The sequence below is a fragment of the Aurantimonas coralicida DSM 14790 genome (genome assembly GCF_000421645.1).
Classification (GTDB): Bacteria; Pseudomonadota; Alphaproteobacteria; order Rhizobiales; family Rhizobiaceae; genus Aurantimonas; species Aurantimonas coralicida.
The window spans coordinates 356,967-381,624 of record NZ_ATXK01000003.1 but is presented as its reverse complement, the minus strand read 5'-3'; the positions used below and the strand labels follow the sequence as shown (position 1 = coordinate 381,624).

Annotated in this window: 24 protein-coding genes; 10 read left to right on the top strand and 14 right to left on the bottom strand. The window is 67.0% G+C overall.

Annotation, left to right across the window (positions count from 1 at the left end):
• Positions 1 to 10 precede the first annotated feature (10 nt).
• Positions 11 to 295: a hypothetical protein gene (locus H536_RS22545; protein ID WP_024350412.1), complete on the bottom strand. Its 285-nt coding sequence runs from the start codon at positions 293 to 295 to the stop codon at positions 11 to 13.
• Positions 296 to 536: 241 nt separating this feature from the next.
• On the opposite strand from H536_RS22545, the gene hemF reads away from it, so the two are divergent.
• Positions 537 to 1,445, top strand: a complete 909-nt coding sequence (gene hemF, locus H536_RS0110365) for an oxygen-dependent coproporphyrinogen oxidase (protein WP_024350411.1) — start codon at positions 537 to 539, stop codon at positions 1,443 to 1,445.
• Positions 1,446 to 1,533: 88 nt separating this feature from the next.
• Positions 1,534 to 1,734, top strand: a complete 201-nt coding sequence (locus H536_RS22540) for a DUF1059 domain-containing protein (RefSeq protein ID WP_024350410.1) — start codon at positions 1,534 to 1,536, stop codon at positions 1,732 to 1,734.
• Positions 1,735 to 1,788: 54 nt separating this feature from the next.
• Here the strand turns inward: H536_RS22540 and H536_RS0110355 are convergent, their stop codons facing one another.
• From H536_RS0110355 to H536_RS0110345, 3 genes are read right to left on the bottom strand one after another with little or no spacing between them, the layout of a single operon-like run.
• Complete coding sequence (locus H536_RS0110355) at positions 1,789 to 3,030, bottom strand: CCA tRNA nucleotidyltransferase (protein ID WP_024350409.1); 1,242 nt, start codon at positions 3,028 to 3,030, stop codon at positions 1,789 to 1,791.
• A complete protein-coding gene (locus H536_RS0110350) occupies positions 3,027 to 3,710 on the bottom strand; it encodes a CoA pyrophosphatase (RefSeq protein WP_024350408.1) in 684 nt (227 codons plus the stop codon). The genes H536_RS0110355 and H536_RS0110350 overlap by 4 nt, the downstream gene beginning before the upstream one ends.
• Before the next feature lie 2 nt (positions 3,711 to 3,712).
• A complete protein-coding gene (locus tag H536_RS0110345; RefSeq protein WP_029703037.1) occupies positions 3,713 to 4,279 on the bottom strand; it encodes a DUF1285 domain-containing protein in 567 nt (188 codons plus the stop codon).
• A gap of 229 nt (positions 4,280 to 4,508) precedes the next feature.
• Here H536_RS0110345 and H536_RS0110340 point away from each other — a divergent pair, with 229 nt between their 5' ends.
• The 5 genes from H536_RS0110340 to H536_RS0110320 all read left to right on the top strand — a co-directional run bounded on the left by H536_RS0110340 (position 4,509) and on the right by H536_RS0110320 (position 12,682).
• The gene (locus H536_RS0110340; RefSeq protein WP_024350406.1) at positions 4,509 to 5,519 is read left to right on the top strand and encodes an AAA family ATPase; all 1,011 of its coding nucleotides are present in this window, start codon (positions 4,509 to 4,511) and stop codon (positions 5,517 to 5,519) included.
• 14 nt (positions 5,520 to 5,533) lie between these two features.
• Entirely contained in the window at positions 5,534 to 6,460 is a 927-nt protein-coding gene (locus H536_RS0110335) for a DUF58 domain-containing protein (RefSeq protein WP_024350405.1), read from the top strand.
• Positions 6,457 to 9,324, top strand: coding sequence for a DUF4159 domain-containing protein (locus tag H536_RS0110330; protein WP_024350404.1), 2,868 nt, complete (start codon positions 6,457 to 6,459; stop codon positions 9,322 to 9,324). The genes H536_RS0110335 and H536_RS0110330 overlap by 4 nt, the downstream gene beginning before the upstream one ends.
• Positions 9,321 to 11,402: a membrane protein gene (locus H536_RS0110325; RefSeq protein WP_024350403.1), complete on the top strand. Its 2,082-nt coding sequence runs from the start codon at positions 9,321 to 9,323 to the stop codon at positions 11,400 to 11,402. The genes H536_RS0110330 and H536_RS0110325 overlap by 4 nt, the downstream gene beginning before the upstream one ends.
• Before the next feature lie 89 nt (positions 11,403 to 11,491).
• The gene (locus tag H536_RS0110320; RefSeq protein ID WP_024350402.1) at positions 11,492 to 12,682 is read left to right on the top strand and encodes a D-alanyl-D-alanine carboxypeptidase/D-alanyl-D-alanine-endopeptidase; all 1,191 of its coding nucleotides are present in this window, start codon (positions 11,492 to 11,494) and stop codon (positions 12,680 to 12,682) included.
• A 145-nt stretch (positions 12,683 to 12,827) separates the two neighbouring features.
• Here the strand turns inward: H536_RS0110320 and H536_RS0110315 are convergent, their stop codons facing one another.
• Positions 12,828 to 13,838, bottom strand: coding sequence for a zinc-binding alcohol dehydrogenase family protein (locus H536_RS0110315; RefSeq protein WP_024350401.1), 1,011 nt, complete (start codon positions 13,836 to 13,838; stop codon positions 12,828 to 12,830).
• 108 nt (positions 13,839 to 13,946) lie between these two features.
• On the opposite strand from H536_RS0110315, the gene H536_RS0110310 reads away from it, so the two are divergent.
• Positions 13,947 to 14,330, top strand: a complete 384-nt coding sequence (locus H536_RS0110310; protein ID WP_024350400.1) for a winged helix-turn-helix transcriptional regulator — start codon at positions 13,947 to 13,949, stop codon at positions 14,328 to 14,330.
• 192 nt (positions 14,331 to 14,522) lie between these two features.
• Here H536_RS0110310 and H536_RS0110305 read toward each other — a convergent pair whose 3' ends face one another.
• Genes H536_RS0110305 through H536_RS0110295 form a run of 3 tightly spaced genes read right to left on the bottom strand, consistent with a single transcriptional unit; the run spans position 14,523 to position 16,367 of the window.
• Positions 14,523 to 14,936 carry a prealbumin-like fold domain-containing protein gene (locus H536_RS0110305; protein WP_024350399.1) on the bottom strand — a complete coding sequence of 138 codons (414 nt, stop codon included), beginning with the start codon at positions 14,934 to 14,936 and terminating at the stop codon, positions 14,523 to 14,525.
• On the bottom strand, positions 14,929 to 15,516 hold the full coding sequence (locus H536_RS0110300) for a hypothetical protein (protein WP_024350398.1): 588 nt from the start codon (positions 15,514 to 15,516) through the stop codon (positions 14,929 to 14,931). The genes H536_RS0110305 and H536_RS0110300 overlap by 8 nt, the downstream gene beginning before the upstream one ends.
• A gap of 23 nt (positions 15,517 to 15,539) precedes the next feature.
• The gene (locus tag H536_RS0110295) at positions 15,540 to 16,367 is read right to left on the bottom strand and encodes a GNAT family N-acetyltransferase (RefSeq protein WP_306302717.1); all 828 of its coding nucleotides are present in this window, start codon (positions 16,365 to 16,367) and stop codon (positions 15,540 to 15,542) included.
• Positions 16,368 to 16,426: 59 nt separating this feature from the next.
• Here H536_RS0110295 and H536_RS0110290 point away from each other — a divergent pair, with 59 nt between their 5' ends.
• On the top strand, positions 16,427 to 17,419 hold the full coding sequence (locus tag H536_RS0110290) for a glutathione S-transferase family protein (protein WP_024350396.1): 993 nt from the start codon (positions 16,427 to 16,429) through the stop codon (positions 17,417 to 17,419).
• Here the strand turns inward: H536_RS0110290 and H536_RS0110285 are convergent.
• Positions 17,410 to 17,871 (bottom strand): NUDIX domain-containing protein, encoded by a 462-nt coding sequence (locus H536_RS0110285; protein WP_024350395.1) that lies wholly within the window; start codon positions 17,869 to 17,871, stop codon positions 17,410 to 17,412. The genes H536_RS0110290 and H536_RS0110285 overlap by 10 nt on opposite strands.
• A gap of 58 nt (positions 17,872 to 17,929) precedes the next feature.
• Between H536_RS0110285 and H536_RS0110280 the strand changes: the two genes are divergently transcribed.
• A complete protein-coding gene (locus tag H536_RS0110280; RefSeq protein ID WP_024350394.1) occupies positions 17,930 to 18,880 on the top strand; it encodes a metallophosphoesterase family protein in 951 nt (316 codons plus the stop codon).
• On the opposite strand, the gene H536_RS0110275 is transcribed toward H536_RS0110280, so the two are convergent.
• The 5 genes from H536_RS0110275 to H536_RS0110255 form a co-directional block, all read right to left on the bottom strand.
• Positions 18,881 to 19,498 carry a hypothetical protein gene (locus tag H536_RS0110275; RefSeq protein WP_024350393.1) on the bottom strand — a complete coding sequence of 206 codons (618 nt, stop codon included), beginning with the start codon at positions 19,496 to 19,498 and terminating at the stop codon, positions 18,881 to 18,883. It abuts the gene before it with no gap.
• 85 nt (positions 19,499 to 19,583) lie between these two features.
• Complete coding sequence (locus tag H536_RS0110270; protein WP_029703032.1) at positions 19,584 to 20,399, bottom strand: alpha/beta fold hydrolase; 816 nt, start codon at positions 20,397 to 20,399, stop codon at positions 19,584 to 19,586.
• Positions 20,399 to 22,069, bottom strand: coding sequence for a 2-isopropylmalate synthase (gene leuA, locus H536_RS0110265; RefSeq protein ID WP_024350391.1), 1,671 nt, complete (start codon positions 22,067 to 22,069; stop codon positions 20,399 to 20,401). The genes H536_RS0110270 and leuA overlap by 1 nt, the downstream gene beginning before the upstream one ends.
• Before the next feature lie 425 nt (positions 22,070 to 22,494).
• Complete coding sequence (locus H536_RS0110260) at positions 22,495 to 23,592, bottom strand: sensor histidine kinase (protein WP_051141563.1); 1,098 nt, start codon at positions 23,590 to 23,592, stop codon at positions 22,495 to 22,497.
• A gap of 157 nt (positions 23,593 to 23,749) precedes the next feature.
• Positions 23,750 to 24,655: a cation diffusion facilitator family transporter gene (locus H536_RS0110255; RefSeq protein WP_024350389.1), complete on the bottom strand. Its 906-nt coding sequence runs from the start codon at positions 24,653 to 24,655 to the stop codon at positions 23,750 to 23,752.
• Positions 24,656 to 24,658: the final 3 nt, after the last annotated feature.

Genomic DNA, 24,658 nt, shown 5'->3' with positions numbered 1-24,658 from the left:
GCTTTCGCCGTCAGTCGGCGCTGGGCAGCCGGCGCATGGTGAACTCGATGTCGCCCTCCGGCAGGGCACGCCAGCTTTCCACCGACGTCCAGTAGGCCGCCTTGGGGTAGCGATCGAGCCATTCGCGCGCCTTGGTGCGCGCGGCGTCGCGCGGCAGGATGAAGGTCTCGCGCACGAAGCTGTCGCCTGCCGATCCCGCCATTCTGCTGGCATCGCGGCCGACGCCGCGTGAGCCGCGCGTCCGTTTGAGCTGGCGGGAAAGACCGCCAAGCGGCGGCGGTGTCAACCGGGACATGCTGGTCGTCTCTCGAACTTCCGATCGTCAGGACCCACAAGATAGCGGGCAGCGAACGCTTTTGCGAATCGCGCGATACCGGCACAACGGAGACCATCCGCCTCGTCACGAGGTTGGCATTTTGCGGTTCGGCTCCAGATGTCGTGCCTGTAAGACCGGCGGCGCATCGGTCCGAGAGACCGGCGCAAGTGCCAGACAGTCAGTGCGGGATGTCCCGCCAGCATCGAAAAGAGTGCGTCGCATGGAACGGCCGAATTTGCCCGAGGGGCTTCCCGAAGACATCGAAACCAAGAAGGCGACCGCCCAGGCCTGGTTCGAGGCCCTGCGCGACCGCATCTGCAAGGTATTCGAGGAGATCGAGGACGGTTTCGGCGAGGAGACCGGACTGGAGCCGGGCCGGTTCGAACAGACCGAATGGTCGCGCGAGAACGAAGGCGGTGGCGGCCTGATGTCGATGATGCATGGCCGCGTCTTCGAGAAGGTCGGCGTCCATACCTCGACGGTGCATGGCGAGTTCTCGCCCGAGTTCCGCAAGCAGATCCCCGGCGCCGAAGAGGACCCGACCTTCTGGGCCTCCGGCATTTCGCTGATTGCCCATATGCGCAATCCCAACGTGCCCGCCGTCCACATGAACACCCGCATGGTGGTGACGACCAGGCAGTGGTTCGGTGGCGGCGCCGACCTCACTCCGACGCTCGACCGGCGCAGGACCGACGACGACCGCGACACGCTCGCCTTCCACAAGGCCCTGCAGTTCGTGTGCGACCGCCATTCGGGCGTCGCCGACTACGCCAAGTTCAAGGAATGGTGCGACACCTATTTCTATCTGCCGCATCGCAACGAGGCGCGCGGCGTCGGCGGTATCTTCTATGACTGGCTGCACTCGTCCGACGAGGCCGGGGGCTGGGACGCCGATTTCGCCTTCACCCGCGATGTCGGCAAGGCGTTTCTCGTCGTCTATCCGCACATCGTCCGGCAGAACGTCGTCCAGCCGTTCACCGAGGCCGATCGTGAAGAGCAGCTCATTCGCCGGGGTCGCTATGTGGAGTACAATCTGCTCTACGACCGGGGCACGCTGTTCGGCCTGAAGACCGGCGGCAACGTCAACTCGATCCTGTCGTCGATGCCGCCCGTGGTGAAATGGCCCTGACAGGCAGCGAAACTTTCCGTCGACCTTGAACCATTTAAAAGATCGGACGTTTTTCCTGCTCTAGTCGTGACGGATCAGGGAGGATCTCATGTATGAGCTGGATTGTTCAGGCGTAATTCCCGGTTGCCGGAGAGTCATTCGCGCCGAGTCCGAGGCGGAAGTCATCCGCAGGGCCATCGTTCAGGCCCGCCAGTTCGGCCTCGAGCACATCTCGCCGGCAATGCTGGATGCGATGCGGACCCGCACCCGCGAAGAGGCGAATATCCGTCGATCGACGATCGCGGCGTAGAAAAAGCGGGCGCGAGGCCCGCTTTTTTGTATCGGTGCGATGCTGCGGACCGAGTCAGACCCGTTCGAGCAGGCTCTCGCGCCCGAGAACGAAGCCGCTGCTCGCCCACAGCTTGCGCAGCCTGTCGAGGGTCTTGCCCATCTCCGGCCCCGGCGCGATACCGGCCGATTTCAGATCCTCGCCGCTGACCGGGAAGGCAGGTGGCGCGAAAGTGGCGACGATTTCCAGCTGGCTGGTTAGCCTGGCGATGGCGTCGAGCGTCTCGCGCGAGAATTCGGCCTTGCCGCGCGCCGATGCGACGGCCAGCCGCAGCCGGTCGGCGATGGCGGCCCGATCTCCGAAATACAGCCGGGAGCGAAAGGCGGAGTCGCTCTCTTCCGGTTTTGCCGGTTCGGCGATGGCGAAGCCGACGATGCGATCGCGATCGGCGTTGGACAGCTTCAACCGTTCCGCCATCTGGGTCAGGCGCGCCGGATCCGGCGGCACAATGGCTGCGAGCCGCAGCATCGGATCGGGTGCCCAGCCGAAGGCTCCCTCGCTCTCCACCAGCGAATGGATCGCGTCGATCCCCCAGCGCTCACTCTCCGGCAGTATGCGGGTCAGGACGCCGGTCTGGCGCATCCACAGCAGCGCACGCGACGGGTCCGGTGCCGCGAGGAGCTTCTTCAGCTCGGTCCAGACCCGTTCGACCGACAGTCCGTCGAGCCCCTCCTTCAGGCGCGTCGCAGCCCGTATGCCGGCGGCGTCCGGCCGGCCCTTCCCGTACCAGGCGAAGAAGCGGAAGAAGCGCAGGATGCGCAGATAATCCTCGCGGATCCGGGTCTCCGAATCGCCGATGAAGCGCAGCGTCTGGCTGCCGAGATCCTCGATGCCGCCGACGAGGTCGACGATGCTGCCGTCGGCACGGGCATAGAGCGCGTTGATCGTAAAGTCCCGGCGCTCGGCATCGGCTTTCCAGTCGCGGCCGAAATGCACGACCGCGTGGCGGCCATCGGTCTCGATATCGCGACGAAGGGTCGTGACCTCGTAGGCATGCTCGGGCGTCACGACGGTTACGGTGCCATGCTCGATCCCGGTCGGGACCGCGCGGAAGCCGGCCGCCTCGACGCGGCGCACCGTCTCGCCCGGCACCGTCGTCGTGGCGATGTCGATGTCGCTTACCGGATGGCCGAGCACGGAGTTGCGGACGGCGCCACCGACGATCCGCGCCTCCTCGCCATCGGCCGACAGGGTTGCCAGCAGGGTCTGCAGAGCCGGCGTCGTCAGCCAGTCTGCCTCGATCGTCGTGGCGGTCATGCGTAAAGTCCTTCGTACAATGTGCGGATGATGCCCGCGGTGACGCCCCATATGAAGCGCTCGCCGAAGGGCATCACATAGTAACGCCGCTCGATGCCCTGCCAGATGCGGCTTTCCTCGCGGTGGTTCGCTTCGCTCATCAGGAAGCCGAGCGGCACCTCGAAAACGTCCTGCACCTCGTCGGGATTGGCGACGAGGCTGAAACCCGGCCGCACGATCGCGACGACGGGGGTGATGCGGAAGCCTGTCGTGGTCAGGTAGCGCGGCAACCGGCCGACCGGTTCCACGTGGTGCGGATCGAGCGCGATCTCCTCGACGCTTTCCCGGATGGCGGCGGCTTCCGGCGACGCATCCTCCGGATCGACGGAGCCTCCCGGAAAGGCAATCTGGCCGGAATGCTTGCGCAGATGCGCGGTGCGGGTGGTCAGGATCACCGTCGCACCCTCGCCCCGGTCGACGATCGGCACCAGCACGGCGGCGTCCCGCGCCCGGTCGCGCTCCATCAGCTGGACGAGATCGGGGTTCAGCAGATGGTCGCCATATTCACGCGTCGGCGCGGCATCGCCGGCCCAGCCGCGCGCGGCGATCCGCGCCCGCAGATCGGTCGCGGTGAAGTCGTTGTAGCGCCCGGCAGGCGCGTCATCGGCGGCGCCCCGTCCGGTCGGGTCTGCGGCCAGCACGGTCAGGACCCGGCCTGCGATGCGGCTATGTCGAAGGTCGCGCCGCCGGAGCGCACGAACTGGCGTTCGCCGTCGGTCTCCACATGGTCGGCGAGATCGAAGGCCAGCGCCCGGGTCAGCCGCGCCTCCAGCCGGCCGCGCACCGTGACATAGGGGCGAAACTCGCCATTCGGACCGATGCTAAGGCGCAGGGGATTCTCCGGCCCTGCGGCGCAGACGTCGCCGACATCGGTGCGGAACGTCAGGAGCGGTTCACCGTCATGGATCTCGCGATTCATCTCCACGGCCTGGAAATGCGCGTCTTCGACGGTGATGCCGAGCTTTTCCACAGGGGTAACGAGATAGGTGCGCCCGTCGGCATCCTTGCGCAGAACGGTGGAGAACAGCCGCACCAGGGCCGGGCGACCGATCGGCGAGCAATTGTAGCTCCAGTGGCCATCGGCGTGGATCACCATGTCGATGTCGCCGCAGAACTCCGGTTCCCAGCGTTCCACCGGCGGGGCGCCCTTGCCTGCACGCTCGGCACGGGCGACAAGAGCCGCGAGGCTGGCGCCGGCATCGGTCGGCACGGTTCCTGTTGCGTCGTCCTGCGTGTCGCTGGGCTGGTGCGGCAATGGGTCCTCCGATCGGGATTCGTCTTATTTTGGCCGGCCTTCGCAGTCACGAAATAGTTGCTCCTCGCCAGCTTGCCAGGAGTCTCGGTGGCCGATTTGATGAGTGGAAGCGGCCGTGCGACGGCCATCGCACGTCGACGCTGATCTGGCCATTTCCCTTCGATACCTGACGGAGACCGTCCCGATGACGATGATGAAGCCCGAGGAGGAGACCCTCAGCGAGGACGCCATCGTGGGGCTGGCGGAGACGGCACTGACCGACATCGCACGGGTTCGCGAATCCGTCGGGCGGGTCATCTTCGGCCAGGAAAGCGTCGTCGAGCAGAGCCTCATCGCGATCCTCTCCGGCGGGCATGCTCTGCTGGTCGGTGTTCCGGGCCTTGCCAAGACCAAGCTGGTCGACACGCTCGGGCTGTCGCTGGGCCTGGATGCCCGCCGCATCCAGTTCACGCCCGATCTGATGCCGTCCGACATCGTCGGCACCGAGGTGATGGACCAGGACGAGACCGGCCGCCGGTCGTTCCGCTATGTGAAGGGCCCGGTCTTCGCCCAGCTCCTGATGGCCGACGAGATCAACCGCGCCTCGCCGCGCACCCAGTCCGCGCTGCTCCAGTCGATGCAGGAATACCATGTGACCGTCGCCGGCGAGCGGCACGATCTGCCCAAGCCCTTCCATGTGCTGGCGACCCAGAACCCGCTGGAGCAGGAAGGCACCTATCCGCTGCCCGAAGCCCAGCTCGACCGCTTCCTGATGCAGGTCGATGTGTTCTATCCCGATCTGGAATCGGAACGCCGCATCCTGCTGGAGACCACGGGCGGCGCCGATCAGGTCGCCGAGCCGGTGATGACGTCGGACCGCCTGCGCGAGATCCAGACGCTGGTGCGCCGCATGCCGGTCGCCGAGAACGTCGTCGACGCGATCCTCCGGCTGGTGCGATCAGCCCGGCCGGGCAACGGCCACAAGGAGGCCGACGCCCACATCGCCTGGGGTCCCGGCCCGCGCGCCAGCCAGGCGCTGATGACCTGCGTGCGCGCCCGCGCTCTCTACGACGGGCGCTTCGCACCGTCGGTGGACGACGTGATGGCGCTGGCCGAGCCGATCCTGCAACATCGCATGGCGCTGAACTTCTCGGCCCGCGCCGAGGGCATGAATGTCCGCGACGTCATCGGCGCGCTGAAGCGCGACGCGGCGTAGGGTCAGGGTCCAGCATGCCGATCGGCTCCACCGTCGACCTCACCGCCGCACCGGACGCGCTGGCCCGTTCGCGTCAGCGTGCCGCTTTGATGCCCGACCTTCTGGTCGAGGCACGGCGCGTGGTGTCGACGGTCATCGCCGGCTGGCACGGCCGTCGGCGGCGCGGCGTCGGCGAGAATTTCTGGCAGTTCCGGCCCTTCGTGCAAGGCGAGCCGGTCTCGCGCATCGACTGGCGCCGCTCGGCCCGCGACGACCATGTCTATCTGCGCGACCGCGAGTGGGAAGCTGCCCAGACCGTGTGGCTGTGGGCCGACCCGTCGCCGTCCATGCGCTTCATGTCGAGTGCCGCCCAGGTCTCCAAGGAATCGCGCGCATTGGTCATCGTCCTGGCCCTTGCCGAGATCCTGTCGCGCTCGGGCGAGCGCATCGGCTATCCCGGCGTCGTCGATCCGATCTCCGCGCGCAATGCCGCCGAGCGGATCGCAGGTGCGCTGCTCTCCCGGCGACCCGACGATCCCTTCCCGCCGGACGACCGGCTCAAGCGTTTCACCGAACTGGTCATCGTCAGCGATCTTCTCGATCCGGTCGACGAGGTGGTGGCGCGCATCGACCAGCTCGGCCGGCGCGGCATTCGCGGCCACATCGTGATGATCTCCGATCCGGCGGAGGAGATGTTTCCCTATGCCGGCCGGACCGAATTCCGCGATCCCGAGACCGGCGCGACGCTGACGGCAGGACGTGCCGAGACCCTGCGCGAGGAATACGCCACCGTCTACCGGGCGCGCCGCGAGCACATCGCCGAGCATTGCCGCCGCCTTGGCTGGAGCTTCATACCGCACCGCACCGACCATCTGGCCTCCGAAGCCCTGGTGGCCGTCCACGGGCGGCTGAGCGGCGCACCGCAGGCCGTCGCGCCGCGCGTAGCGGGAGCCTCGGCTTGATCGGCGGGCTCGCCCTTTCGTTCGGTGCGCCACTGGTGCTGTTCGGGCTTCTGGCACTGCCGGCGATCTGGTGGCTCTTGAAGCTGACGCCGCCGCGGCCGCAGATGGAGACCTTTCCGCCGCTGCGCATCCTCGAACGGGTGCTCAAGCGCGAGGAGACGCCGTCGAAGAGCCCATGGTGGCTGACGTTGCTGCGCCTGCTGCTCGCCGCGCTGATCATCTTCGCCTTGGCCGCCCCGACCCTCAATCCGCGCGAGGGCCAGTTGACCGGCACCGGGCCGTTGGCGCTGCTGGTCGACAATGGCTGGGCCAGCGGCGGCGATTTCGATGTGCGGCGGACGGCTGCCGAAGGGCTGATCCGCGAAGCCGGCGAAGCTGGGCGCCCTGTCTCCCTCGCCTTCACGGCCGAGGGCCAGTCCGACGACGCGACCCCCGTCGAAGCCAACGCCGCGCTGGAGCGCCTCGCCGCGGCTTCACCGCGCCCCATCCCCGCCGACCGGGCAGCCGCAGCCGAGCGTATCGCGACCGCGCTTGCGGGCAACCGCGTCGGCTCGCTGGCCTTCGTCGCCGACGGTCTCGATGCCGAGGGAACCGACGCTGCCAGCCGCAGCCTTGCCGCCCTCGCCCCGTCGCAGGCCATCGTCTATGCGCCGGAGGTTGGCGGTCTCGTCGGCCTCACGGGCGCCGACAATTCGACGGAAGCGCTGGTCGTGCAGGCTGTCCGCCCCGGGGTGGCCGAACCGCGTAGCTTTGCCGTTCGCGCGATCGACGCGCAGGAGCGCGAGATCGGTCGCACGTCCCTCGATTTCGCAGCCGGGTCGGCCAGTGCCGAAGCCCGCTTCGCGATCCCCGTGGAACTGCGCAACGACATCGCGCGGCTGGAGGTCGAGGGCGCCGAGACCGCCGGCGCGGTTCGGCTGGTCGACGACAGCTTCCGGCGCCGCCGGGTCGCGCTGGTCTCGGGCGAATCCTCTGACCTCGCCCAGCCGCTGCTGTCGCCGCTCTACTACATCACCCGGGCGCTGGAGCCCTTTGCCGATCTCGTGCGACCGCAGAGCGCCAATCTCTCCGAGGCCATCCCGGCGCTGATCGCGCGGCGGCCCTCGGTCATCGTCCTTGCCGATATCGGCATTCTGCCCGACAATGCCCGCGAGGCGCTGCAGGGCTTCGTCGAGGATGGCGGCTATCTCCTGCGCTTTGCCGGCCCGCGCCTCGCCGCCGCGCCGGGCGACGACACGCTGGTGCCGGTGCGCCTGCGTACGGGCGAACGCCAGCTCGGCGGCGCCATGTCTTGGTCCGAGCCCCAGAAGATCGCGCCGATGCCCGACGACGAACCCTTTGCCGGGATCGCCGTGCCGGAAGACGTCACAGTGACCCGCCAGATCCTCGCCGAGCCGGCGGCGGATTTGTCCGAGCGGACATGGGCGAGCCTTGCCGACGGTACCCCGCTTGTGACCGCCGAGACGGTGGGGGCCGGCACCATCGTCCTCTTCCACGTCACCGCCGAGGCGACCTGGTCGAACCTGCCGATCTCCGGTGCCTTCGTGGAAATGCTGCGGCGGATCGTGACGCTGTCGCGGGCGGGTGCCGGCCCCAGCGAAGGCCGCACCGCCGCCGACAGCCTGCCGCCCTATCGCGTGCTCGACGGTCAGGGCCGCCTTACCAGCCCCGGAGCCGACGTCCAGCCGCTGCAGCCCGTCGCCAATGGCGACCAGCCGGTGACACGCGAAAACCCGCCGGGCCTCTATGGCAGCGAGGAAGGCTATCTCGCCCACAACCTCCTGCCGGCCGACGCCGAATTGCAGCTGCTGCCTGCGCTGGATCTCGGTGCGCCGGTCGAGGCGCGCGGCTATGGCGGCGAGAATGCCGTCGATCTGGCGCCCTGGCTGTTTGCCGCCGCCCTTGTCCTCTTCGCGCTCGACGCGCTGGCTCTGCTCTGGCTGAACGGTGCGGCGACCCGCATCGGCAACAGCTTTTCGCGCGGCCGTGCCGGCGCGCTCCCTTCGATCCTCGCGATTGCGGTGATCGGACTGGTCGCCACGGTCCCGGATGCCCGCGCACAGGAGCCGGCACCGACGCAATCCGGTCAGCCGGCAGCGGACGACGACGTCGATGTCGAACGGGCGATCCGGGCGACGGAGACGACGCATCTGGCCTATGTGCTGACCGGCGACGAAGCGACCGACGAGATCTCGCGCCAGGGCCTGTCCGGCCTGTCGCAATTCATCACCGCCAAGACGGCGCTGGAGCCAGGCGAGCCGATGGGCGTCGACATCGCCACCGACGAACTCGCCTTCTTCCCGATCATCTACTGGCCGATCGACGCCAGTGCACCGATGCCGAGCGAAACCGCAATCGGGCGCATGGATGCCTACATGAAGCAGGGAGGCACGGTGCTGTTCGACGTGGCCGACGATCCGATCTCCGGCCTGTCCGGCGGCAACGTCTCGGCAGGACAGCGCCGGCTGCGCGAGATCCTCGCCGATCTCGACGTGCCGCCGCTGGACCCGGTGCCGACCGACCACGTCCTGACCAAGGCCTTCTACATGCTGGACGACTTTCCCGGCCGCCACACCGGCTCCCAGCTCTGGGTGGAATCGCTGGTGCGCGACGGCGAAGGCGGCGCGCGGCCGGCGCGCGGCGGTGACGGCGTCTCCTCGATCATGATCACATCGAACGATTTCGCCAGCGCCTGGGCGGTCGACAGCCAGGGCCTGTTCCTGTTCCCGACGGATTCCGCCGATCCCGCGCAGCGCGAATATGCCTATAGGGCGGGCGTGAACATCGTGATGTACGTGCTGACCGGCAACTACAAGGCCGATCAGGTGCATGTGCCGGCGCTCCTGGAAAGGCTGGGCCAATGAACTGGTCGGTCGATTTCGCGCCGTTCTTTTCCTGGACGGTGATCGCCCTGCTCGCGGTCCCGGCGGTGCTGCTCGCGCTGGCGCTGGTGGTTGCGCGCATCCGCGGCGCGCTGGTGCGCATCCTCGCCATTGCGGCGCTGCTGCTCGCGATCATGAATCCGGTGGTGCTGCAGGAAGAGCGTGATCCGCTGAAGAGCGTCGTCGCCCTCGTGGTCGACCGCAGCCAGAGCCAGACCATAGGCGAGCGCAACGCCCAGGCCGACGCTACGGAAGCGGCGCTGAAGGAGGGCCTTGCCCGCTATCCCGAATTCGAAGTGCGCACCGTCGAGGCCCGCTCCGGCGCCTCACCCACCGACGGCGCCACCACGGCCCTGTTCGCCGCTCTCTCCGGCGCGCTCAAGGATGTCGCGCCGGCCCGCGTTGCCGGCGCCATCATGGTGACGGACGGCCAGATCCACGACATTCCGGCCGAAGCCCAGGCACTCGGCTTCGACGCGCCGGTGCATGGTCTGATCACCGGTCAGCCGGACGAATTCGACCGGCGCATCGAGATTACCACCAGCCCGCGCTTCGGCCTGGTCGACGAGGACCAGAGGCTGCGCTACCGCGTCCTGGAAGACGGCCCGGCCGCTTCCGACCGGCCGGTCGAGGTGCAGGTCTTCCTGAATGGCGACCTGATCTCCCGCGAGAGCGTGCGCCCCGGCGGCGATGGGGAGTTCGTCTTCCAGCTGCCGCGCGCCGGCAAGAACATCCTCGAACTCGTTGCCGCCCGTGACCCGAACGAGATCACCCCCGTCAATAACCGCGCGATCGCGGTGGTCGACGGTATCCGGGAGAACCTGCGCGTGCTGCTGGTCTCGGGCGAACCCCATGCCGGCGAACGGACCTGGCGCAATCTCCTGAAATCCGACGCCGCCGTCGATCTGGTGCATTTCACCATCCTGCGGCCGCCGGAAAAGCAGGACGGCACGCCGATCGACCAGCTGTCGCTCATCGCCTTCCCGACGCGCGAGCTCTTCGTCGAGAAGATCGACGATTTCGACCTGATCATCTTCGACCGCTATCAGGAGCGCGGCGTGCTGCCGTCGCTCTATTTCGACTACATCGCCCAGTATGTGCAGAATGGCGGCGCGATGCTGATCGCCTCCGGCCCGGAATATGCCAGCCAGGAGAGCGTCGCCCGCACGCCGCTGCAATCGATCCTGCCGGCCCTGCCCACGGGCGACATCGAACAGAGTGCCTTCCGGCCGCAGATCTCGGAGATCGGCCGCAAGCATCCGGTGACGCGCAACCTGCCCGGCTCGGCCAGCGAGCCGCCGGACTGGAGCCGCTGGTTCCGCTCGATCGACGTCAGCGAGCCGGAGGGCGAAACCGTGATGGACGGGCCGGACGGCAAGCCGCTCCTGGTGCTGGACCGGGTCGGCGAAGGCCGCATCGCGCTTCTCCTGTCCGATCAGGAATGGCTGTGGTCGCGCGGCTTCGAAGGCGGCGGTCCGCATGTCGCCCTGTTCCGCCGTCTCGCCCATTGGCTGATGAAGGAGCCGGAACTGGAGGAAGAAGCGCTGGACGCCGAGGCCCGCGGTTCCGACCTCGTCGTCACGCGCCAGACCATTGGCGATGCCCCCGGCCCTGCCACCGTCCTGACGCCATCGGGCGGAGCGGTGACGCTGCCGCTGAACGAGGTGGGTGCCGGCCGCTACGAAGGCGTGCTGGAGACCGAAGAACTCGGACTGTTCCAGGCGGCCAACGACGATCTGCGGGCGCTGGCCAATGTCGGTCCGGTCAATCCGCGCGAATATCGCGAAGCCATCTCCACCGGCGACAAGCTGCAGCCGCTTTCGGATGCCACCCGCGGCAGCGTGCGCCGGGTGGCCGACGGTGACGGCGAATTATCATTCCTGCGGGTCGTGCCGGTCAGCGGCCGCGCCAATGCCGACGGTCGCGACTGGATCGGCCTGAAGACCACCGACGAGACGGTGCTGCGCGGCGTCGACCGCACGCCTCTCTTCGCCGGCTTCCTTGGCCTTGCCGTGCTGCTCATGGCGCTGTCGGCGACCTGGTATCGCGAAGGGCGGTAAGACTGGCGCCTCTGTCGAGAGCCTTGCCTAACGCATCGGCACCTCTAGTGTGAGGAACACGTCGACACGCCGAACATGCTGGAGCCGCCATGTGGTCTCGCCTGCTTGCCACGGTCTTCGCGGTGCTTCTGCTGCAAGTCCAGACCGCCGCTGACGTCAAGGACAGGGTCGCGTCCCTCGCGCCGTCCGGGCTGGTGTTCGTGCTGGACGAAGACGGCAACGAGCTGCTCGCCCAGAACGCCGACAAGCCCTTCGTCCCTGCGTCGGTCGCCAAACTCGTCACGGCGTGGCTGGCGATGGAGGTTCTTGGCGGCGACTACCGCTTCAAGACGCAGTTCTATCTCGGCGACGACAGGGTCCTGTATGTGCGCGGCGGCGGCGACCCGTTCCTGGTCTCCGAGGAACTCGCCGTGCTCGCGCCGAAGCTCCTCGAGGAAACCGGCACGGAGCCCTTCACCGGCATCGTGGTCGATGCGAGCTACTATCCCGCCGAGCTTAGCATTCCGGGGATCGAGGCCACCGACGAAGCCTATGATGCGCTGAATTCGGCCCTCGCCGTCAACTTCAACACGATCAACGCCCGTCGCAACGGCCAGACGGTCCGGTCCGCCGAGGAGCAGACGCCGATCACGCCCCTCGCCATCAGCCAGTTCCGTGCGCGCGGCCCCAACGGCCGCAGCCGGATCAGCCTGACCCAGGAAGATCCGAGCATCGGCATCCGCTATGCCGGCGAGCTGCTTGCCGCCTTCATCGAGCGGTCCGGCGGCAGTATCGAGGGCGACATATCGCTCGGGCCGGCCCCCGCCGGGATGACACCGGTCTATGTGCACGAGCAGTCGCGCGATCTTGCTGAAATCCTGCGGCAAATGCTGATCGGCTCGAACAACTACATCGCCAACCAGGTCTTTCTGGAGATCGGCGCGCATCGCGAGGGCGGCCCGGTCAGCCTCGAGAAATCGATCCGTGTCGCGCGCGAGATCTTCGCCGCGCATAACGTACCCGACGCGATGCAACTGGTGGAAGGCTCGGGCATCAGCCGCGACAATAGCTTCACGGCGCGCGGCCTTGCCCGCGTGCTGGGCCATTTCGCCCCTCACGCCGAGCTCCTGCGCAAGACCCGCGCCGGCTCCCGCTACAAGACCGGCACCTTCTCGGGCGTCAGCACGCTGGCGGGCTTCGCCAGGACCGCAGGGCACGGCGACGTGCGGTTCGTGATCTCGCTGAACGGCGGCGGCAAGCTGCGCTTCCGCCTGCTCACCGCCATCGAACGCGGCTTCTGACAAAAGCCGGCTGTGCACTGAACGGCCCGATCGTGCGAGCGCTGCATTCGCGTGGGTAATGGACCAATCTGCCCCGACCGGAAGACGTGAACCGACCGGTCGGGGCGATCGCTGACGGGGAGACCGCCGATCTAAATCGAATCGGTCAGAAGCCTTCGAGGACGATCTTGCCCTTGGCCCGGCCGGTTTCGGACTTGCGGTGTGCTTCCTTCAGGGTCTCGGCATTGATCGGCGTCATCACCTCGCCCAGCGTCGTGCGGACCTTGCCGGTGTCGATCAGCTCGGCGACCTTGTCGAGCAGCTTGCCCTGTTCGTTCATGTCGGCGGTCTCGAACATCGATCGCGTGAACATGAACTCCCAGTGGGTGGAGACGGATTTCTGCTTGAACGCCGAGACATTCAGGGCCTCGGGGTCGTCGATCAGGCCGAAATGTCCCTGCGGCGCGATCAGCTCGGCGATCGCGTCCAGATTGTCGGCGGTTCCGTTGGTCGAGAAGACGAAGCCGGGCGCACCGATGCCGAGGGCCCTGATCTCGTCGGCCAGCGACTTGCTGTGATCGATGACGTGGTGCGCGCCGAGATCCATGACCCAGTCGCGGGTTTCGGGACGCGAGGCCGTGGCGATGACCGTCATGTCGGTCAGGGCCCGAACCAGCTGAATGGCGATCGACGCGACACCGCCGGCGCCGCCGATGATCAGGATGGCGTTCGCCGAACCCGGCACCGGCCGGGTCAGGTCGAACCGGTCGAACAGCATTTCCCACGCCGTGATCGCGGTCAGCGGCAGCGCCGCCGCTTCGGCGTCGGAGAGCGAGGTCGGCTTGTGTCCGACGATGCGCTCGTCGACGAGATGGAACTGGCTGTTGGCCCCGGGACGCACCAGCGATCCGGCATAGTAGACGTCGTCGCCGACCTTGAAGCCCTCGACGGATTCGCCGGCCTCGACGACACGGCCCACCGCGTCCCAGCCCAGCACCTTCCACGCGCCGGCCGGATCGACATTTGCCCGGATCTTGTAGTCGACCGGATTGACCGAGATCGCACGCACCTCGACGAGAAGATCGCGGCCGGCCGGAACGGGGCGGTCGAGTTCCACGTAGACCAGCGCGTCCGGCCGATCGATCGTTCCGGCATTCCTGTACGCAATCGCTTCCATCATCCTGCTCCGTCACACCATCCGATTGAACAGGGCCGAAGATGTTCCTATGCTCGCATGAGAGCAATACGCACAAATGACGCCACTAGTATCAAGAAGGATACCACCATGGCGAAGATCCGGCATTCCCGGTTCGACTGCACGCCCGGCTGCTCCGTCGAGGCGGCCATCGGGCTGATCGACGGCAAGTGGAAGTCGGTGATCCTGTTCCATCTGCTGGACGGGACGTTGCGGTTCGGCGAACTGAAGCGGCATCTCGTCAGCATCACGCCGCGGACGCTGACGAACCAGCTGCGGGAGATGGAGGAAGACGGCCTCATCGACCGCAAGGTCTATGCGCAGGTGCCGCCGAAGGTCGAATACAGCCTGACGCCGCTCGGCCGCAGCATGGAGCCGATCCTGCGATCGCTGAAGCAGTGGGGCGACGCCAATATCGGCCTCTACGGCAAACCGCAGAAGCTGGAACCGCGCGCCGAACACGCGGCTGCGTGAACCGAGGCCGGCGGTACGCGGATCACGCGGCGGGGAGGCAGTCGACGGGCAATCGTCGGGTCGGACGGTGGCCTGCCTCGAAGCGGTTTGCGGACATGTCAGAGCATGGCGCCGCTGGCAGATCCCCGATCGCGCCTTCGGCTTGGGAAACGAACGCACTCGGCGATCACCGCGATCCCGTTTCGCGGTCTCTCACCTCTTCGACGCGGCAGACGGGGTCACGATCTTCAACCCTTGCATCGAGTCCGCCTCGACGTCGACGCTTCCGCTGACAACGCTCCCGTCCGGCCCCAGGGTCTCAAGGGTGTAGGTTCCGGGCGGAACGTCATCGAACTGGAAGTAGCCGGAATCGTTCGTCACGGCCTGCATGCAGGTGTCCGGCTCCGAACAGAGGCTGATGAGCTGATCGGCCAGCGCCTTCTCCCTGCCTGCGCGGCTTCTCGGCGCCCTGGGGGATGCGTCGTCGCCGGTATTGGCGGCCTCGCTCGCCACCAGATCGCCGAACAGGCCGCCGGCATGAACGGGTTTCATTGCGAGCGCGATCGCCAGGGCGGGAAGCGCCAGGCACAGCGCAATCGCTGATCGAGAAGTCCTGGTCTCAATCATCCGCGCGGCCTCCCGCTTCGCTGAGGATGATCTCCGATGCTCTTCCCCGGCGCACGGGCTCGAGGACCTGCTTGCCGTAGTCGATCGTGTCGATCCCGCTCAGCAGGGTCCCGCCATTGACCGGGATCATCTTGCTCTGGTGCCCATCGTAGGAGACGACGAAATAGTCGAAAAACCAGGGGGATTTGCCGTCGGGGTTGATCTTCCTGGGAACCGACGCCGTCCACCGCACCAACTGAGGGCCGACCGTGCCTTCCTGTCCCCATTGCCGCGGACTGATACTCATCCGGAAGGATCGCATGTCGAGCTCGTTCTCGGCGACGCCGCCGATCTCGACCGTGCCCTGCATCTTGACGATCTCGTAGCGGGGCGAGCTGATCGTCATGGGTTTCAGGAACAGGATCGCGATGAGGAAGATCACGACATAGCCGGCGACAGCGCCGCCGAGCTTGAAATTCACGCCGGCCAGCGCGCCACTCGCCTGTCCGGTGGACGGGACGGACCTGTAGAGCAGGATCGCCGGCACCAGCGGTGCCAGGATCGTCACCAATATCGCGACTATGTCGATCATGGCGGGCATTGCGTCGAACCTTCCGCATTCCCCTACGGAATTTTAGGACGGATTGCCGCTCGGCGCAATCCGGCGCTTGCCTGTGGTTCATCGAGCCTGCCGGACAGCGCTAAGAGGCGCCGCGCGCCGACATGTCCCGTCACCCCGCCGAGCGCACCGTCGACGAGCTCCAGGCCAAGGAGCCGGGCCAGATCGACGGGGCCCGGCATGATCACCGAGCCGCGCGGCAAGGGTCGATAGCCGAGCGGCGCGTAATAGGGCGGATCGCCGACGAGGATGATCGAGTTCTCGCCGGCCTCGCGGGCAGCCGTAGCGGCGCGCTGCATCAGCGCCTTGCCGACGCCACGGTTCTTGAAGGCCGGCCGGACCGCGAGCGGCCCCAGCATCAGCGACGGCGCGTTACCGATCGCGATCGGGGTCAGCCGGACCGAACCGATGATCGCCCCACCGTGCTCGGCGACGAAGGAGAGCGCCGGCGCATGGCGGGCCATCTCGCGAACACGCTCGGCGGCGCGGGTGAAGCGACCGGGGCCGAACGCCTCTGCGGCAATGGCATCGATGGCGGCATGGTGATCAGGATGTTCCGGCAGATACCGGACGTCGGAAAGGGCAAGCATGAGGGGCATTCCAGGTCGGGCGGGCGTCAGCGCCGCTCGCTGGGCTCCCATCGGCTGATCGGGATACCGGCAAACGACGACGGTCAGTGCGCGTGCGCGCAGATCCTGTGTCGTCGTCGGCGGATGATCATCGGAGCACTCCTCAAGTCCGGCAATCCGGTTAGCACTGCGATCCGGCAAGGTCCAGCCGGGCCCCTCCGGCCGATCGGTGCCGGAGCGTTGACGCTGCGTCGCGGCTGCCACAGGAACGCGCCGGGGCCACTTCGGTTAGTCTGACGAACCCGAACCGAAGGAGATCGCCAATGGGACTGCTCGTAGACGGCCAGTGGCAGGACAAATGGTACGATACGAAATCGACCGGCGGCAGCTTCCAGCGCTCGACCACGAGCTTTCGCGACTGGATCACCGCCGACGGATCGCCCGGCCCGGACGGCCAGACCGGCTACAAGGCCGAGCCCGGCCGCTACCATCTCTACGTCTCCCTCGCCTGCCCTTGGGCCCACCGCACGCTGATCGCCCGCAAGCTGAAGAAGCTGGAGGACGTCATCTCCCTGTCGGTGGTCGATTACCACATGGGCGAGGAAGGCTGGGTCTTTTCCGACCGTCCCGGGGCAATTCCCGATCCGATCTTCGGCAAGAAGCGGCTCTATGAAATCTACCTCGAAGCCGACCCGCACTACACCGGGCGGGTGACCGTGCCGGTCCTCTGGGACAAGCAGACCGGGACCATCGTCAACAATGAATCCTCGGAAATTCTGCGCATCCTGAACCGCGGCTTCGACGCCTATGGCGACGCCTCGGTCGACCTGTCACCCGACGATCTGCGCGACGACATCGACGCGATCAACGCGGATGTCTACGACCACGTCAACAACGGCGTCTATAAATGCGGTTTCGCGACGACGCAGCGGGCTTACGAGAAGCCCTTCGAACAGTTGTTCGATGCGCTCGACCGGCTCGAGGCGTTGCTGTCGAAGCAGCGCTACCTCGTCGCCAGCGCCGCACCGACCGAGGCGGACTGGCGGTTGTTCACGACGCTGATCCGCTTCGACCCGGTCTATTTCGGGCATTTCAAATGCAATCTTCAGCAGATCAGGGACTACCCGAACCTCTTCAAATACATGCTTGAACTCTATCAGGTTCCGGGTGTGGCCGAGACGGTCGATTTCGACCATATCAAGGGCCACTACTATTCCAGCCATGCAACGATCAATCCGACCGGCATCATCCCCGTCGGTCCGAAGCAGGATCTCACCGTGCCGCATGGGCGCGAGCGGCTGGCCGTTCACCAATAGGGATCGCGCGCCGTCTCGCCGGCCAGTTCGGCGAGACGGCGCCGGGTTGCGTTGGTGGTACCATCCGGCAGCTCGCCTGGCGCGAAGAACCCCATCTCGGCGATCTCGGCGCCCGGCTTGTGGTTCGCCTCGCGCCGGAACGCGCCGCAGCGATAGAGCAGCACGTGGTCGCGGTTGGAGGCATTGCGGTTGAAATGGGCCGAGACCAGCTCCGGCTCGTCCAGAAGCACGATCCCCGCCTCCTCTCGCACCTCGCGCGTCATCGCCTCGGCCGCCGTCTCACCGGGATCGACCCCGCCGCCGGGCAGGTACCAGCCGGAGACATAGGTGTGCCGCACGAGGCAGATCCGCCCCGCGTCATCGAAGACGAAACCGCGGACGCCGAGGGTCATGGGCCGGGCCACCACATGCACGCCGTGCAGGATGCGTACCATCAGTTTCTCGAAACGCATCGCCGTCCTTCGTTCGCCAACCCTAGCAATCCGTCTCTCCTCACCTAGGATGACAGGCATGTTTCGTCTTGCCCATCTCTCCGATATCCATCTCGGTCCATTGCCTGAATTGTCGATCCGCGAACTCGCGTCGAAGCGTGTGACCGGCTACGTCAACTGGCATCGCAATCGCCGCAGGGTGATGTTCGGCGACACGCTCGCCAACCTCATCCAGGACCTGCAGCAGGAAGCACCGGACCACATCGCCGTCACCGGCGACCTCGTCAATCTGGCGACCAAGGTCGAGACCATGGCGGCTCGCATCTGGCTCGAGGAACTCGGCAAGCCGCACGACGTCTCCGTGGTGCCAGGCAATCACGACGCCTATGTCCCCGGCGCGCTGAAGCGGTCCTACCGGGAATGGTACGAGTACATGATTGGCGACAATCCGCTGAACGCCATCGGCAACTCGTTCCCCTATGTGCGGGTCCGTGGTCCCGTCGCGATCTTCGGCGTCTCGACCGCCGAAGCGACGGCGCCGTTCTTCGCCACCGGCACGTTCCGCCGGCGCCAGGCGATGGCGCTGGCCAAGCAGCTCGAGCACGCCGGCGCGCATGGCCAGTTTCGCGTGGTGCTGATCCACCATCCGCCGATCTCCGGCTCGACGGCGTGGCACAAACGGTTGATCGGCAAGCAGTTCTTCTCGAAGGTGATCCACGAGATGGGCGCCGAGCTCGTGCTGCACGGCCACACCCATCTCGATACGCTGCATTGGCTGAAGGGGCCGCAGGGCATGGTGCCTGTGGTCGGCGTGCCGTCGGCGAGCCAGGCCCCCGGCAGCTCGCATCCGGCCTCGCGCTACAATCTGTTCGAGATCGACGGCGAGCCGGGAAAATGGTCGCTGATCCAGCGCGAACGCGGCGCCCGTGAAGAGCGTCCGGGCATCGGCTGGGTACGCCAGCGCGAACTGCTGACCGACGGGCGCGCCGTCAACACGACCTCGCGCGAGGATTCGCGGCCGGCGGCCTGATCAGCCGACGGAGACGCCGAGATAGGACGAAATCGCCAGCAACAGGCCGGCGCCGACGACGACGCCGATCATCAGCCAGACGGCCGCGATGACGAAGTCGGTCGAACGCGAGCGCTGCGGCTCCGGCTGGCGCAGCGGCGCCTCGTTGGTGCGGCGAACCGGATGCGCCGGCTTGGCGATCCGCTCGTTCAGCTCGTCGTTGACCGCGAAAGCCTTGTCGCGCTCCACGATCCGCTCGGCGACGTAGTCCGTCACCCGATCGGCAATGATCCGCGCTTCGGTGGATTCGACCAGCGTCACCCGGCCGAGGCGCGTTTCACGGACGAGCCGATAGGTGCGCCGGTCGCGGGCCATGACGACGTTGGCGGTGCCGTCGATCCACAGCCGCGCATGGGCACCGCCCGACAGGGTGAAGTCGAACATGTCCTCGCCCGCCGGCAGTTCGTCGATCAGCGGCTGCAGCTCTTCCTGCAGGATTTCGAGCCGCGCGCGATCGGCCTCGCGGATATCGACGACGACGTCCGAGCGCTGCGCAGCAGCGATCTTGGCCTGTCGCACGGCATCGGCCAGTCGCTTCGTCCCCATCAGGGTCGCGACATTGTCCTTGCCTTCGCCCATCGATCGTCGCCTCGAATCCAATTCGTTAACTGGGGGTTTATCATATTCGGAATCGCGATTGGAAGAAACTGCGTGACGCTCCGGCTCAGGCGCCATCGACCCGCTCGATCGACGCCAGAATCGCGCTCTCGCAGGCGTCTTCCGCCTCCAGCATCAGCATGTGGCCGTGTCCGGTCAGCGCGGTCACGGCGAAGCCTGGCGGCGCCTCGGCGCCCTGCGCAAACGGCGTGACCGGATCCTCCGTACCCCACACGAGCGAGATCGGCACGCCGCTCGCCGCGATGGTCTCGAGCGGCAGAACGCCCTGCGTCCCGCCCCCGCCGCCATCCCTGGCCGTGAACAGGAGATCGAACATCTGCGCGACCGCGGCGCGGTCCTCTGGCGTGCGGGCGGCGGCGATCGCGGCGGCCGTCTCGCTGTCCGGCTGCCAGTCCGGGGCGCCCATCGCGCCAAGCGACGTGCGGACCGCCTCGGCGCCCTCGGCCGTCATCACCGCTGCGATCAGGTCGCTGCCGATCTCCGGACCAAATCCGCCCGGGGCAAGCAGCGTCAGCGAGGCCATGCGGTCCGGTGCGAACAGGCTGACGAGGCAGGCGATGGCGCCGCCCATCGAATGGCCGACGAAATGGGCGGAGGCGATGCCCCGCGCCGCCATCTCGGCGATCACCGCCCGCGCCGCCACTTTGGGCGGACCGAAGCCGGGATAGTCCCGCGACCGGCCATGGCCCGGCAGGTCGAAGGCGAGAATCCGCCGCTGCGGAGTGGCGAGGCGCCGTTGCAGCGCCTCCCACACGGCCGCCCGACCGTCGAAGCCGTGCAGCAGCACGACGGGCCGCGCTGTGCCGCCGGCTTCGCCGCCCTGTTCGGTGGCAAACAGGCGCGGTGCTTCGGCGTCGCCCATCAGCGCGACGCCAAGAGGCGGTTCGCCGCGGCGACCAGCGCTTCGAGCGAAGCCGTGACGATGTTCTTGTTCATGCCGACGCCGAACAGCCGTCCGCCCTCGTGCTGCACTTCCATGTAGCAGATGGCGCCCGCATCGGAGCCAGCTCCCAGCGAGTGTTCCGAATAGTCGAACACCGAGAACTCCAGCCCCAGATGGCGGCAGAGGGCGTTGACGAACCCGTCGATCGGCCCGGTTCCGATCCCCTCGATCGTGGTCTCCACGCCATTGTCGAGGATGGTCGCCTCGACGATCCGCTCGCCCTTCACGTTCGCGCTCGGCCGGGTGGTGTGTTCGACGAAGCGGATGCGGCCGTCGGGCTGCTCGACATAACGCTCGATGAAGCGCTCGTAGATGCGCTTGACCGGCAGCTCGCGGCCTTCCTCGTCGGTGATGTGCTGGATATCCTCGCGGAACTCCACCTGCAGGTTGCGCGGCAGGTTGAGGCCGTAATCGGCCTGCAGCACATAGGCGATGCCGCCCTTGCCCGACTGCGAGTTGATGCGGATGATCGCCTCGTAGGACCGGCCGACATCCTTCGGATCGATCGGCAGATACGGGACTTCCCACAATTCCTTGTTGGCGACCTTGCGGGCCTTCATGCCCTTGTTGATCGCGTCCTGATGCGACCCGGAGAAGGCCGTGTAGACCAGTTCGCCCACATAGGGATGACGCTCGTGGATCGTCATCTGGTTGCAGTACTCGAAGATTTCCTTGATGTGGTTGATGTCGGAGACGTCGAGACCCGGATCCACCCCTTGCGTGAACATGTTCAGCGCCAGGGTGACGAGATCGACATTGCCGGTGCGCTCGCCATTGCCGAACAGCGTGCCCTCGACCCGGTCCGCCCCGGCCATCAGGCCCAGCTCCGTCGCCGCGACCGCGGTGCCGCGGTCGTTGTGGGGATGCAGCGAAACAATCAGGCTGTCACGATTGTCGAGATTGCGGCACATCCATTCCATCTGGTCGGCATGGATGTTCGGCGTCGACATCTCGACCGTCGCCGGCAGGTTGAGGATCAGTTTGTTGTCCGGCGTCGGCTGGACGATCTCGGCGACCGCGTTGCAGATCTCGACGGCGAAATCGAGCTCGGTCCCGGTGAAGCTTTCCGGCGAATACTGGAAGCGGTAGCCGCCGCCGGCTTTGGCCGCCATGTCGACGACCATCTTGGCGGCGTCAGTAGCGATCTCGCGAATGCCGGCGCGATCCTTCTGGAACACGACGCGGCGCTGCAATTCGCTGGTGGAATTGTAGAAATGCACGATCGGCCGGTGCGACCCCTCCAGCGACTCGAAGGTGCGCGAGATCAGCTCAGGCCGGCACTGCACCAGCACCTGCAGCGACACGTCGTCAGGTGTCTCGCCCTCCTCGATGCACCAGCGCACGAAGTCGAAATCGGTCTGCGAGGCGGACGGGAAACCGATCTCGATCTCCTTGAAGTTCATCGCCTTCAGGAGCGCGAAGAACCGGGCCTTGCGGTCCTGTCCCATCGGATCGACCAGTGCCTGGTTGCCGTCGCGCAGGTCCACCGAGCACCAGATCGGCGGCTCGGTGATGGTCTTGGACGGCCATGTCCGGTCAGGCAGATCGACCTGGCCATAGGGCTGGTACTTGCGGGAGGCCAACGGCATCGTGCCGCGGCGCTCGGCCGTTTCGGGCGGCGCCTGCCGGACGTCTGCGGCCGAACGGGTGGCGGGTGTAACGGACATGGTCTTCGCACCTTGATCGCTGGGCGGATGACGGCTGCGGCGGCTTCGCGCGCATCTGGCCGGTCATCGGCAATTGGAACCGTCTTGTAAAGCGAGAGGGGCTGAGCGCGCGGGCCGGGTCGGACCACAGTGCCGGCTCGACCGCCGGACGCCCCCTTCAGGTCAACGGGTCCGACGGCCGCAGCTAAGAAGGAGAAGGCGTAGAAGCGAGAGCGGACGCGCGGCATCGCCGGCCCGGCTCTGGGCCGCGATCATGCCGAAAGTGGATGGCGTCGCGTTCATGCGGCGAAGAGTAGCCGCAAATCCGTCGATGGCAAGCCGAAAATGCAACAGTCGCGGGCGCCCGCTCAGTCCGCCGGCGCTTGCGCGAAGGCCGGCCGCGCCTCGAAGACGAGCGTCGCCACCGCGCCGCCGTCGTTCGACGTCTCGAAGCGTCCGCCGATCTGCTGGGTCAGAGAGGCGACGATGCGCATGCCGAGATTGCGGGACGCGGCAATGGAAAAGCCGTCCGGCCAGCCGGGCCCGTCGTCGGCGACCTGCAGCCGCTGGGTCCAGCCCTCGCCCGCAGTGCCCGCCATGTCCTCGCGGCGAAGCGAGACCCGGATGGTGCCCGGCCGGCCGTCGGCGCAGCCATGCTCGATCGCGTTGGAGATCAGTTCGGTCACGATCAGCGCCAGCGGCACGGCCGTCTCGGCATCCACCTCGGTGGGCGCGACATCGGTCAGATAGGTGACGTTGGTCACCCCCGATGCCGCCAGGAGGTCCGGCCCGAGCTGCGCCAGATAGGGCGCCATGTCGAGGCTCTGGCGGCTCGGATCGTGGAGCTGGCGCTGGATCTTCGACACGAGGCCGATGCGGGCGGAGGCCTGCTGCAGGGCGGCTGTCGCCTCGGCGGAGGAGGACACGCGCGCCTGGGTGTTCAAGAGCGCCGACACCACGGCGAGATTGTTGGAGACCCGGTGCTGGAGCTCGCGGAACAGGAGGTCGCGCTCGTTTGCGTAGCGGGCGGTCGCCTCCTTCTCGACGGTCAGCCGGTCGAGCGCGACGTGCATCCAGTGGATCAGCACGATGTCGACCGTCACGATGAAGACGTAGAAGACCAGCGCCAGCAGCGAACCGCCGGTGAGCAGGAAGGAATCGAAGGGCGGAATGAAGAAGTACCAGGCCGACAGGCCGCCAAGGAGACCGACCAGCGCTCCCGGCGCCGTGCCGGCGAGGAAGGTCGTGATGATGACGGCCGGGAAGAACGACAGATACGGGAAGCCGGCCGGCAATTGCTCGTCCAGCCCGTAGCGGACCCAGAAGGCGAGCCCGATCGCCACGATGGCGAAGACCCAGCGAAGCACCGGCCTCTCGCGCCAGGAGATGGCGATGAGAAACGCCTGCACGCCGTTCAGGCCGGCGAGATTGGCCCTGCCGCGCGGCGCGCCGATGTCGACCCCCATGGTGATCCCCGTCCAGTTGCAGTGCGCCGCGAACCCGTCACGACTCCAGCGTCCCTTCCGCCGCCAGCTATTGCCGCTGCGGCGGGAAATGGCAAGCAATCGTCGTTTGATTTCAAGGGGCTGCCCCTGGTCTCAGAGCCTTGGCGAGCCGGCGGGGTCAGAGAACCGGTACGCCCGTCTGCTTGGCCTCGCCTTCCGGCTCGACATGGATCGACACCCGGGCCCCGTCGAAGGCCACCTGCAGCGCATCCTCGATGCGATCGCAGATTTCATGGGCAATGCCGACGGTCATGGTTTCCGGCACGACCATGTGAAACTCGATGAAGATCGCCCGGCCGGCCAGCCGTGTCTTCAGATCGTGAACTTCGAGCGCTCCATCCGCATGCGAGGAGATGATGTCGCGGACGGTGGCCTCCTCCTCCGGGTCGATCGCACGGTCCATCAGCCCGGACAGCGAGCTCATGACGACGAGATACCCTTCGCGCAGGATATTCAGGGCGACGAGGGCCGCCATTAGCGGATCGAGGATCGTCCAGCCGGTGCTGGTGGCGATCAGCAAGCCGCCGATGACGCCGACGGAGGTCACGACATCCGCCATGATGTGGCGCCCGTCCGCCGCAAGCGCGGGCGAGCGCCGGGCGGCGCCCTGGCGGATCAGATAGGTCGCCCAGACGGCATTGATGGTCGTTGCCGCGGCATTGATGGCGATGCCGATCAGCGGCTCCTCCATCGCCCGCGGCACCAGATAGGCCTGCCATGCCTCGCGCAGGATGAGCAGCGCCGCCAGAACGATCAGCACGCCCTCGATCACCGCGGACAGATATTCCGCCTTGGTGTGACCGAAGGGGTGGTCGCTGTCGGCCGGCTTGTAGCTCAGCGTGACCGCCCAGAGCGCGATCAGGCCGGCGACGACGTTGACGATGGATTCCAGCGCGTCGGAGAACAGCGCGACCGACCCGGTCATCCGGTAAGCGGCGTATTTGATCGCAAGCACGATCACCGCCACGGCGACCGACGCCATGGCAATGCGCTTCACCAGCGGGGCACCAGCACCCGCCGCCATCTC